Annotated in this window: 10 protein-coding genes; 2 read left to right on the top strand and 8 right to left on the bottom strand. The window is 68.5% G+C overall.

Going from position 1 to position 11,693, the window contains the following annotated elements:
* Positions 1-6: 6 nt before the first annotated feature.
* From LE197_RS10760 to kynR, 8 genes are all read right to left on the bottom strand, one after another.
* Positions 7-2,658, bottom strand: a complete 2,652-nt coding sequence (locus LE197_RS10760) for a TonB-dependent receptor (protein WP_023109153.1) — start codon at positions 2,656-2,658, stop codon at positions 7-9.
* A gap of 91 nt (positions 2,659-2,749) precedes the next feature.
* A complete protein-coding gene (locus LE197_RS10765; RefSeq protein ID WP_003105335.1) occupies positions 2,750-3,598 on the bottom strand; it encodes a class I SAM-dependent methyltransferase in 849 nt (282 codons plus the stop codon).
* Positions 3,582-4,238 carry a hypothetical protein gene (locus LE197_RS10770; protein ID WP_226034027.1) on the bottom strand — a complete coding sequence of 219 codons (657 nt, stop codon included), beginning with the start codon at positions 4,236-4,238 and terminating at the stop codon, positions 3,582-3,584. The genes LE197_RS10765 and LE197_RS10770 overlap by 17 nt, the downstream gene beginning before the upstream one ends.
* On the bottom strand, positions 4,235-5,137 hold the full coding sequence (locus LE197_RS10775) for an alpha/beta fold hydrolase (RefSeq protein ID WP_023109155.1): 903 nt from the start codon (positions 5,135-5,137) through the stop codon (positions 4,235-4,237). Before LE197_RS10775 ends, LE197_RS10770 begins: the two co-directional genes overlap by 4 nt.
* Positions 5,138-5,147: 10 nt before the next feature.
* Positions 5,148-5,657: an aromatic-ring-hydroxylating dioxygenase subunit beta gene (locus tag LE197_RS10780; RefSeq protein ID WP_003160185.1), complete on the bottom strand. Its 510-nt coding sequence runs from the start codon at positions 5,655-5,657 to the stop codon at positions 5,148-5,150.
* Between the two features lie 27 nt (positions 5,658-5,684).
* Positions 5,685-7,517, bottom strand: a complete 1,833-nt coding sequence (gene asnB / locus LE197_RS10785; protein WP_003105325.1) for an asparagine synthase (glutamine-hydrolyzing) — start codon at positions 7,515-7,517, stop codon at positions 5,685-5,687.
* 87 nt (positions 7,518-7,604) lie between these two features.
* A complete protein-coding gene (locus LE197_RS10790) occupies positions 7,605-8,879 on the bottom strand; it encodes an aromatic ring-hydroxylating oxygenase subunit alpha (RefSeq protein ID WP_003142518.1) in 1,275 nt (424 codons plus the stop codon).
* A gap of 201 nt (positions 8,880-9,080) precedes the next feature.
* A complete protein-coding gene (kynR, locus tag LE197_RS10795; RefSeq protein WP_003088777.1) occupies positions 9,081-9,557 on the bottom strand; it encodes a kynurenine pathway transcriptional regulator KynR in 477 nt (158 codons plus the stop codon).
* Positions 9,558-9,689: 132 nt separating this feature from the next.
* Between kynR and kynB the strand changes: the two genes are divergently transcribed.
* Positions 9,690-10,331, top strand: coding sequence for a kynurenine formamidase KynB (gene kynB, locus LE197_RS10800; RefSeq protein WP_023109157.1), 642 nt, complete (start codon positions 9,690-9,692; stop codon positions 10,329-10,331).
* Positions 10,332-10,334: 3 nt separating this feature from the next.
* Positions 10,335-11,585, top strand: coding sequence for a kynureninase (kynU, locus tag LE197_RS10805; RefSeq protein WP_003114854.1), 1,251 nt, complete (start codon positions 10,335-10,337; stop codon positions 11,583-11,585).
* The last annotated feature ends 108 nt before the right edge of the window (positions 11,586-11,693 follow it).

Consider the following 11,693-nt stretch of genomic DNA (forward strand, 5'->3'; position numbering starts at 1 on the left):
TCCTCCTTAGAAGGTGTAGGCCGCGCCGAGGTAGTAGAAGGCGCCGTTGAAGCTGATCTGCGAGGCATAGGTGTCGTACTGGTTGAAGCCGAGGTAGGCGCTCTCGGCCGGCAGCTTGTCGGGCTTCACGTCGAACAGATTGTTGGCCCCGGCGCTCAGGGTCAGGTTGCGGCTCGCCGCATAGCGCAGGGCAACGTCGGTGATGTACTTGGGCGAGTTCTCGAAGCGGTTGAAGACCGTGGTCGAATAGGCATGCTCGCCGGTGTAGTAGTCCAGTTCGGAAACCGTCTTGCTGTAGCGCGTTTCGCGCAGGGTCAGGCCCCAGCGCCGGTAGCTCCAGTCGGCCTGCAGGCTGACCTGGCTGCGCGGCGTGGAGCTGGTGATCCAGGCCTGCTGCTGGTCGTTGAGCAGCGGCTGGCCGTTGCGCCCGCGATGATTCCTGACCAGCTTCGTGCGATTGACGTTGGCGCCCAGGCGCCAGTCGATCCGGCCCCACTCGCCGAGCCGGGTCAGGTAGCTGGCGGTGAGGTCGAGGCCGTGGGTACGGGTGTCGGCGCCGTTGGTCATGTAGTGGGTGCTGACCTGGGTCAGTCCGGCCGGGATGCTGATCCCGCCGGCGCGCAGCGCATCGATCGCCGGCTGTCCGGAATAGGTGGCACCGTCGACGATGCGGTCGCGGATCTCGATGCGATAGGCGTCGATGGCCAGGTTCAGGTCCGGCAAGGGATCGAGCACCAGGCCGAGGTTGTAGCTGATCGATTTTTCCGGCTCCAGGTCTTCGGCGCCGAGCAGCCTGGCCGCCGGCGAGTTGACCGCCAGCAGGCCGCTGGCGATGGTCAGCGAGACGCCCAGGCTGGTGTAGTTCTCCTGGGCCAGCGACGGCGCGCGGAAGCCGCTGCTGAGACTGGCCCGCGCCGATACCTCGGGGCTGAAGCGGTAGCGGCTGGCGAGCTTGCCGTTGGTGGTGCTGCCGAAGTCGCTGTAGTGCTCGTAGCGCGCCGCCGTCTCCAGTTGCCAGCGCTCGTCGAGGGCGATGGACAGGTCGAGATAGGCGCCGAGCACGTCGCGGCTCCACTGTCCGGCGGTGGCCGGCGCCTGCCCGGGGAGTGCCTTGGAACCGCCGTTGTAGTAGGACCAGGGATCGCCGGCCTCGACCTCGTAGAGCTCGCGGCGCTGCTCCAGGCCCCAGGAGAAATTCAGCGGCGCCGGCAGCCAGGCGAGGTCGAAGTCGCGGCGCAGGTCGAGATTGTTGGTCCACTGGGTGGCCTTGTAGCGCGCCAGGTCGAAGGAGCGCGGCGAATCGCCGGTCTCGCCGTAGAGGGCGAGGTTGATCGAATGGTCCATGCCGATCTCCGGGCGGTCGGCACCGTAGGTCGAACTGAGGTCCCAGTCCCAGGCGCCGAACAGCTCGCCGCCACGGGCGCCGAGGGTCAGCGAATAGTCGTCCTCGTCGCTGGTGATGCGCGGGGTGAAGCCGTTCGGATAGAGTCGCGGCGCCAGGGACGGCAACTGGTAGATCTGCGCCGAGGACACCGAGCGATGGGTATAGGTGGCGAAGCTGTACAGCTCGACGTTGTCGTCCAGCGCCACGCCGGCGTTGTAGGCCAGCGCCTGGCGGTGCAGCGAAGGGTCGCCGATGGACGGGTTGCCGTAGTGCCCGGTACGCTGGTCGATGCCGGCGCGGATGGTCCGCGCCTGTTCGCGGAACTGCGCGCTGAGGTTGAGGAAACCGCTCTCGCCGAAACGCAGGCCGCCATTCACCCCGCCGTTCTGGGTCAGGCCGTCGCCATCGCCGTAGCGACCGTTGTCGTAGGCGAGCCGGCCGCCGTGGTCGGCCGACTTGAGGATGACGTTGATCACCCCGGCGATGGCGTCCGAGCCGTACTGCGCCGAGGCGCCGTCGCGCAGCACCTCGATGCGCTCGATGGCGGCGAGCGGGATGGTATCCAGGTCGACCCCGGTGGAGCCGCTCTGCAGCCCGCCGCTGACATTGATGTTGGCGGTCTCGTGACGGCGCTTGCCGTTCACCAGCACCAGCACGTGGTTGGGACTCAGGCCGCGCAGCGACTGCGCGTTGGTCAGCGCCGAAGCGTTGTAGGCCTGGGCCTGGCGCGACAGCGAGGGCAGCAGGCGCACCAGGGCGTCGCGCAGGTCGCCGCTGCCACTGTCGCGCAATTGCTCGGCGCTGACCACATCGATCGGTGCCAGGCTCTCGCCGGCCTTGACATCGGCCTTGCGGGTGCCGGTGACCACCACCGTGGCCAGGGTCCCGGCGGGCTTCGCCGCCGGCAGCGCGGCATCCGGCGCCGTGGCGCGTTGCAGGCTGAGCACGCCGGCGGCGCTGCGGCTGTATTCCAGGCCGCTGCCCTGCAAGGCCCGCTGCAGCGCCTGCTCGACGCTGTAGGAGCCCTGGATCGCCGGTGCCGGCAGGCCCTCCACCAGGTGCTGGTCGAAGGCGATCGGGGTGCGACTCTGGCGGACTATGCTCAGCAGTACCTGGGCCAGTTCGCCGGCCGGGATGTCGAAGCGCTGGATCTCGGCGCTGCTGGTGGCGCGGACCTCCTCTGCCGCCGACTCGCCGGGCTGGCCAAGGCAGGCCAGGCCGACCGCGCAGAGCACGGGGACAAGTCGAAGACGTGGCGAACGCGGGTTGGACATGGTCGGTTCATCCTTGATCGGTTGCGGATGCCACCGAGTGCAATTGCCCGTACCGATTTTCAGCCGCGCGGCAGACCGATTGCGCATAAGGTTATGCCTCGCCCTCCCGAGCCCGGCAGCGCCAGACACTGACCGGGATTTCGCTGACCTGTCCGTCGGCCTGCATGCGCCGCTCGGCGATCCGCCCGAGGCGGACGAAGAATTCCTCCAGGCGCGTCGCCGGCACCAGCGGTGCGAAATAGGTGCCGAAGGTGGCGGCGTGGAAACGCTGGTATTCGGCGGAGTCGGCGACACGCAGGACCGCCGGGCGGGAGACGATGGAGTCGACCCGGAAGTGTCGTTCGACGCGTTCGCGCAACGCCTCCCGGCCACGGGTGCGGGTTCCCATCGGCAGCAGCCCGGCTTCCGCGTAGAGCGCCGCCACCCGTTCCGGCGCAGCCAGGCCCATCTCGACCAGGGCCTGGGCGACCAGGTCGTCCTCGCCGCCGAGGCCATCCTCGGCGAACGGATGGTGCGAGGTGAACAGGAATACCCCCTGCGCCTCGAGGTGCCGCGCGACCCACCGGAACAGCCGCTCTTCATCGGGATACAGCCAGTGCAGCACGGCGGTCATGCTGATCAGCTCGAAGCGTTCCGCCAGCGGCGGCAGGTCGAGCAGGTCGCCCTCCAGCAGACGCGCCTCGACGCCAGCCCCGCGCAACTGCGCGCGCGCCTGCTCCAGGCGCAGCGGCGAACGTTCGATGCCCCACAACCGTTGCAGGCCGGGCCAGCGCCGGGCGCCGCCGAGCAGCAGCGAGCCGATGCCGCAGCCGAGATCGAGCAGGCTGCGCGGCTCGATGCCGGCGCGGTCGAGCACCCAGTCCTGGTCGCGACGTTGCAGCAGTTCGCTGGAATCCTGGTAGCCGTCCAGGCTGCGCGCCTGTTCAATGATCGCGTTCATGTACGCCTGCTCCTTGGTTGAGGCTGTCCGCCGTGATGGTCCATACGCAGCCGTGGCCTTGCGGCTCTTCGTAGAGCCGCCAGTCGGCGCGGCAATCGCTGGCGGCGACGAACGCCGACAGCAGCTTGGTGCAATAGGTGCAGACCGACTCCAGGGTGATCGGCACGCCTCGGGCGCGGGCGCGCTCGCGGTAGTCCCAGATCGCGCAGTGACGGTTGTGGAATACCGCGCGCCCGTCAGCCTCGGCCTGCACCTCGAAACGCGAACCGTAGAGCGCGGCCTGGCGTGCCAGACGGCCGGCGGCGCTGGCCGGATCGCCCCGCCCCGCCGGTTCCAGCGCGCGATAGATCCGCGCGGTGGCGCGCGCCCAGTCGTCGAGCCGGTAATCCGCCGGGCGCGCGACGATGAACTGTTCGATCAGCGCCTGGGCGCGGAAGAACACCGCCTGCCAGGCTTCGGCGCGCAGGTCGTCGGTCGCCGGCAGATCGGCGAATATCCGCGCGCTGGTCGCCACCCAGTCCCCCAGGTCTTCACGCCGATGGCGCTCGGCGACGTAGGCGGACATCGCCGCGTGCACCTCGAACACCCGCTGTCGCCAGAGCGTCGCCTGCGCCGCCGGATCGCGTTCGACGGCGCTCATCGGAGCGCCTCCCGGTGGCTGGCGAGAAACCCCAGCAGGTGCTCCAGCACGGCGTCCGGCGCGTCCTCGGGAAGCATGTGGCTGGCGCCGATGGCGGCGCCCTCGACCTGCCCGGCCCAGGTCTTCCAGATTTCCAGCGGATGCTGCCCGGCGGCGTAGGGGCGCTCCTGCCAGAGCACCTGGACCGGGCATTGCAGGCGCCGGCCGGCGTCGCGATCGGCCTGGTCGGCGTCGGCATCGACGCCCACCGCGGCCCGGTAGTCCTCGCACATCGCATGGCGCACGGCGGGGTCGCGGAACGCCCGGCGGTAACTTTCCAGCGCCTGCGGGTGGTAGATGTCGCGGCCCTGGGCCATGCGTCGCAGGGTGTAGTCGAGGAAGTGCTCCGGATCGGCGCCGATCAGGCGCTCCGGCAGGTCGTACGGCTGGGCGAGGAGGAACCAGTGGTAGGCGTTGAGGGCGAAGGCCTTGTTCACCGCGGCCCAGTTGTCGAGGATCGGCACCACGGTCAGCGAGACGAAGGCCGCGACCGCTTGCGGATGGTCCAGCGCCAGGCGATAGCCGACCCGCGCGCCGCGGTCGTGGCCGATCACCGCGAAGCGTTCGAAGCCTAGCTGGCCCATCGTTTCCAGTTGGTCGCGGGCCAGCGCGGCCTTGGAATAGTCGGCGCCCTCCTCGTCCAGCGCCCGCGATTCGCCATAGCCGCGCAGGTCGGCGAGGACCACGCTGTAGTCCTCGGCCAGGCGCGGAGCGATGCGATGCCAGGCCAGGTGGGTCTGCGGATAGCCATGCAACAGCAGCAGCGGCGGGCCGCTGCCCTTCACGGCGACGCGGAGGCGCGCGGCGAAGGTGTGCAGGGTCAGGTAGTCGAAGCCGGGCAGCAACGGATCGGTATTCATGGGCGGCGCCTCACAGGATGATGCTGATGCGCCGCTGGGCGCTGATGGTCTCGTGGTCCAGGCGGATCTCCCGCGAGACGATGCGCAAGCCCTCGGGGCCGTCGCGCAGGACATGACTGGCTTCGCCGACGAAGCTCCAGGCCTCGCGGTTGCGGAACTGATGGACGACGAAGTTGCTGCGGCTGCTGACCAGTTCGCCCTCGACCCGCTTCAGCCGCACGTTGCCCACCAGGCGGCGGGTGCGCGAGCGCGGCTGCTCCATCCAGGTATGCCCGCCGAGGATGCTGTCGACCCGCTCGCGCAGGCGCACGTGGTCGTCGTCGATGATGTACAGGCTGTCCTCCGGCGCCTGGCCGGCCAGTTGCTCCTGCAAGGGCAGCACCCGGTAGCGTGCGGCGCGCTCGAACAGCGCGAACCAGGTATCCAGCAGGCGGTCGTCGAGCAGCTCGGCTTCGGCGACGAGGAAATCGCTGACCCGCGCCAGCAGGTCGCTGTCGGGACGGGACAAGGCAAGGCTCATGAGTATCCTCCGCTAAGAAAGTGCCGCTCAGAGGCTGATGTCGACCCCATGGCGGGTCAGCCAGCGGTCCAGGTTCAGCAGGTAGGCCAGGCCGGCGGTCGGGCTCGCCGAGGCACGCGGGCTGGGCAGCGGCGTGCCCTGTTCGAGAGCCTGGCGGACCCGCCCGGCGTCCACCAGTTCGAACAGCGGCGAGCGGCCGTCGTCGAGCAGGCGGCCGACCCGCTCGCGCAGCAGCGCCAGGTAACGTGGGTCGGGGTTGGCCGGGAAACCGCTCTTGCGCCGCTCCAGGATCGCCTGCGGCAGGTGCCCGCGCAGGGCCCGGCGCAGCAGGCTCTTGCTTTCCCCGGCGACGCTCTTCAGCGCCCAGGGCAGGTTCCATACGTACTCCACCAGGCGGTGGTCGCAGAACGGCACGCGCACTTCCAGGCCGACCGCCATGCTCATCCGGTCCTTGCGTTCGAGCATCGCCGGCAGCCAGCGGCTCAGCGCCAGGTAGGCGACCTCGCGCTGGCGTCGCTGGGCGGCATCCTCGCCATCCAGCCGCGGCACTTCGGCGAGGGCCTCGCGGTAGCGCGCCCGGATGTATTCCGGCGCCGCCACCCGTTCGGCGACCTCCCGCCGCAGCAGTTGCCAGGGCCCGCTCTTGCCGGCCAGCCAGGGGAAGCCGTCGTGTGCGAGGGCGCTCGGGTCGTGGAAGAACGGGTAGCCGCCGAACACCTCGTCGGCCGACTCGCCCGACAGTGCCACCGTGGTGTGCTCGCGGACCTGGCGGAACAGCAGGTAGAGCGAGGCGTCCAGCTCGCCCCAGCCGGGCAGGTCGCGGGCCTGGAGCACCGCCTCGTCCTGTTCCAGCACCTCTTCCGGGGCGACCAGCACGGTACGGTGCGGCGTACCGAGGAAGTTCGCCGCCAGCTGCGCATAGGGTTCGTCCCAGCTGCTTTGCCAGGGCGTCGGGACGAAGCCGCGGCCTTCGCCGGGGAAGTCCACGGAGAAGGTCGGCAGGCGCCGCGCGTCGCCATCCAGCGCGGCCACCGCGAAGGCACTGATGGCGCTGGAGTCGAGCCCGCCGGAAAGCAGGCTGCCCAGCGGGACGTCGGCCACCAGTTGCTCGGCCACCGCCTCGCGGAGCAACTGGCCGGCGCGTTCGGCGCTGTCCTCGGCGCCCTCTTCGTGACGTTCCGCGCGCAGCGCCCAGTAGACCAACTCGCGCACACCATTGCGGTCGAAGCGCAGCGCCTGGCCCGGCCGGACCTGGCGCAGGCCCTTGTACAGGCCGTGGCCGGGAGTCGGCGCGGTGGTCAGGGCGAACAGCTCGGCGATGCCGCTGGCGTCGAGCACCGGGTTGGCCTCGGGGTTGGCGAAGATCGCCTTGGGTTCCGAGGCGAACAGCACGCCTCCGGCGGTCGGGTAGTAGTACAGCGGCTTGACCCCGAAGCGATCGCGCACCAGCCACAGGCTCTGCTCGCGCTCGTCCCACAGGGCGAAGCCGTAGATGCCGCGGAGCCGGGCGAAGGAAGCCTCGCCCCATTGCAGATAGGCGCGCAGCACCACTTCGGTGTCCGAGCGGGTGCGGAAGACCTGGCCCAGCGTCTCCAGCTCGGCGCGCAGCTCGCGGAAGTTGTAGACCTCGCCGCTGTAGGTCAGCGCCACCCGCCCGCCAGCCTCGGCAAGCATCGGTTGAGCGCCGTTCTCCAGGTCGATGATCGCCAGGCGCCGATGGCCGAGCAGCGCGTGCCGCGACAGCCACAGGCCTTCGGCGTCCGGCCCGCGCGGGGCCAGGGTACGGGTCATGCGTTCGAGGATGCTGCGCTGCTCGCCGAGGTCGCGGCTCCAGTCGGTCCAGCCGGTGATTCCACACATGGATGACGTTCCTTGCAGTGACCCTTTATTCCCCGCGTAGCCAGGGCGGCGCGCAGGGATCTGCAGGGAGCGATGGTTGAAGACGGCTCAGACGGCCACGGCGAGACGCCGCAGGGCGGCGGGCTGCTGCCCGAGCCGGCGGCTCCACTCGCGCCAGAAGCCGCGGTTCTGCTCCTCGTCGACGTGGCGGCGGGTTGCCGGTCCCATGCCGCGGGAAAAATCGCTGTAGCCGAGGGCGGCGTGGGCGTAGGCGCGCTGACAGGATTCGAGGATCTCGACGTCGTCGGGGGTGCCGAAACCGCCCGGGCCGATGAACGAGATCAACCCATTGATCCGCGCCGCCCGCTCCTCGCGGGTCTCATCGGCGAAGCCGGCGCCCCATACGGTGACGCTGACCTCATCGGCGGCAGTCGGGAAGAACGAGCGGATGTTCAGGCCGAGGATGTCGTTGATCACCAGGTTGGGAAAGATGAACAGGCTTTTGTTGGTGTGGGCGATGTCCTCTGCCCGCGCCTGCCCGAAGCGTTCCACCAGGCGTTCGAACTTGGCGGCGATGGACGGCTTGAGCGCTTCCGGGAACAACGGGCTCCAGTAGGCGATCGGCCGTCCGGTGGACGGCGGGCCGCTGATGATCAGCGCGTGGCCGTTGCCCAGCGCCTCGCCGCGACCGTGGCGCTTGTGCGACTCCGGATCGGTGCCGAGGGTATTCAGGTATTCCAGGTAGCGCTTGTGGGCGAACGGCAGGTGGTAGGCGTCCACGCCGTTTTCCGCGAGCAGCTTCCAGTTGGCCTTGATCGAATGCTCGAAGCCGCCGGGGATGATCTCCAGTTCCGCCTCGGACTGGTCGCAGATCAGGTCGATATAGTCCTTCGCCTGGCCCAGGTAGGTTTCCAGGGACGGTTGCCGGGCGGCGTAGTGGATGAACAGGAAGTTGCGGTAGACCGCGTGTTTCACCCGTGTCAGGGACAGCTCCGGATGGCATTGCCCGGCATGCTGGTAGGCGGCCTTGTCCGGCAGGCCGATCAGGCTGCCGTGGCTGTCGTAGGTCCAGCCATGGTAGGGACAGGTGAAACGCTGGCTGTTGCCCTGGCGCTCGGCGCAGACCTTGGCCCCACGGTGCGCGCAGGCGTTCAGGTAGACCGCCGGCTCGCCATCGGCGCGACGCTGGATGATCAGGTTGCGCCCGCCGACGTCGCGGGTGATGAAGTCGCCGGGCTCGCGCAGTTCGCTGAGGTGGGCGGCATACAGCCAGCTGTCGTCGAATATCTCGTGCAGTTCGCGCCGGTGCAGTTCCGCGGAAACATAGGCCTGGCGCCTGACCCGGAAGTAACTTGCGTCGTCGGTCTCGATATATTCACTCACCGCCTAACCTCCGTGTAACGTTGACAACCCGGCAACGGGGACGGAGGAAACCTAGCACGGGGAAAATCAATTCCGGCAGACTATTTATTCATTAGCTAATAACTCGTAACCCCATGAAAAAAGACAAAATAATTATTTCCCTCGACGACTGAAAATTCCTCCCGCTCATTGCACTCATGCTTTTATGAGGGGTCGCCCCGTTCAACTCTTCAGGTTCACCAGGTCGAGCAGGTCGGCACCGGCCTTGATCTCCTGCAGGACGATTTCCGAGCGGATATCGGTGACGCCGGCGGCGCGGTTCAGTTTGTTCACGATGAAGTCCGAATAGTGCTTGAGGTTGCGCGCCCGGACCCGTAGCACATAGTTGGTGGCGCCGGTCACCACATAGGCGGTGACCACCTCCGGCCAGTCCCGGACCCTGGCGATGAACGCCTCGTGCCAACCCTCGACGTCCTGGCGCAGCGACACATGGACGATGGCTTCCAGCTCCACGCCCAGTCGCTCGGCATCCAGTTCCACCGAGTAGCCGCGGATGATCCCCTCGCTTTCCAGCAGGCGCAGCCGGCGCAGGCAGGCGGATGGCGAGAGGGAGACCTTCTCCGCCAGGTCCTGGTTGCTCATCCGCCCGTCCTGCTGCAGGTGACGGAGAATGCGCAGATCGATGGCGTCCAGCGACATGTGCAATTCCTATCAGAATGAATAGCTATCTTCGAATTTTGTGCGAACAGACTGCCATGCGACCTTGCATTTCGCACGAAAATTCTCCGAAATCTCGTTCATTATCATTCGCTGGACTTCCGGAGAAAAACAATGACTTCGCTCCGCTACTGGGACATCAGTCCCGCCCTCGACCCGAACACGCCGACCTGGCCCGGCGACACGCCGTTCCAGCAGGAATGGGCGGCGCGGCTGGACGAGCAGTGCCCGGTCAACGTCGGCCGGATCACCCTTTCGCCGCATACCGGCGCCCACGTCGACGGCCCCCTGCACTACCGCACCGACGGCCTGCCCATCGGCCAGGTGCCGCTGGACATCTACATGGGACCGTGCCGGGTGATCCACTGTATCGGCGCTAACCCGCTGGTGACCCCCGAACACCTCGCCGGCCAGCTCGACGACCTGCCCTCGCGCGTGCTGCTACGGACCTTCGAACGGGTCCCGGCGAACTGGCCGGAAGGCTTCTGCGCTATCGCTCCGGCCACCATCGAGTGCCTCGCCGAGCGCGGCGTCAGGCTGGTCGGCATCGACACCCCGTCGCTCGACCCCCAGCACTCCAAGACCCTCGGCGCCCACCACGCGGTGGGCCGCCACGGCATGGCGATCCTCGAAGGCGTGGTCCTCGACGACGTGCCCGCCGGCGACTACGAACTACTCGCCCTGCCGCTGAAATTCACCCACCTCGATGCCAGCCCGGTGCGTGCCGTGCTGCGCGCCCTGCCTACCGCGGAGTAACCGATGACCACTCGTGACGACTGCCTGGCGCTCGACGCCGGCGATCCCCTGGCCGACCTGCGCCAACTGTTCGCCCTGCCCGACGGCGTGATCTACCTCGACGGCAACTCCCTCGGCGCCCGCCCCCGGGCCGCCGTGGAGCGCGCCGCCGAAGTGGTCGCCGCGGAATGGGGCGAGGGGCTCATCCGCAGCTGGAACAGCGCCGACTGGCGCGGCCTGCCGGAGCGCCTCGGCGACAAGCTGGCGCCCCTGATCGGCGCGCGCGCCGGCGAAGTGGTGATCACCGACACCACATCGATCAACCTGTTCAAGGTGCTCAGCGCCGCCCTGCGGATCCAGGAGGAAGACGCGCCAGGGCGCAAGGTGATCGTTTCCGAATCGAGCAACTTCCCCACTGATCTGTACATCGCCGAGGGCCTTACCGACATGCTCCAGCGCGGCTACCGGCTACGCCTGGTAGATGACCCGGAGCAATTGCCGGCGGCGATCGACGCGGATACCGCGGTGGTGATGCTCAGCCATGTCAACTACAAGACCGGCTACCTGCACGACATGCGCGAGGTCACCCGCCTGGTCCACGAAAACGGCGCCCTGGCGATCTGGGACCTGGCCCACTCGGCCGGCGCGCTGCCGCTGGACCTGCACGCGGCCGACGCCGACTACGCCATCGGCTGCACCTACAAGTACCTCAACGGCGGCCCCGGCTCGCCGGCCTACGTGTGGGTCGCGCCGCGCCTGCGCGAGCGTGTCTGGCAACCGCTGTCCGGCTGGTTCGGTCATTCCCGCCAGTTCGCCATGGAGCCGCGCTACCAGCCCGGCGAAGGCATCACCCGGTTCCTCTGCGGCACCCAGCCGATCACCTCGCTGGCCCTGGTCGAATGCGGCCTGGATATCTTCGCCCGGACCGACATGCAGCGCCTGCGCGACAAGTCGCTGGCCCTCGCCGATCTGTTCATCGAATTGGTGGAAAGCCGTTGCGAACGCTTCGGCCTGACCCTGGTGACCCCGCGCGAGCATGCCCGGCGCGGCAGCCATGTCAGCTTCGAGCATGCCCAGGGCTACGCCATCGTCCAGGCTCTGATCGACCGGGGGGTAATCGGCGACTACCGCGAGCCGGGCATCCTGCGCTTCGGCTTCACCCCGCTTTACACCCGCTTCGTCGAGGTCTGGGATGCGGTGCAGGCGTTGCTGGAAATCCTCCAGAGCGAAGCCTGGAAAGAGCCGCGCTACCAGGTCCGGCACAAGGTGACCTGAGCCCCGCTCGCGCGGGCCGCGCCGGTATTCCCGGGGCGGCCCGCGAACACCCACCGCTCTCGCGCACAGGAGCCCGCGACCGGCACCCGCACATCGCCACCGACGTTC

This window comes from Pseudomonas sp. PS1(2021) (genome assembly GCF_020405165.1).
GTDB lineage: Bacteria > Pseudomonadota > Gammaproteobacteria > Pseudomonadales > Pseudomonadaceae > Pseudomonas > Pseudomonas aeruginosa.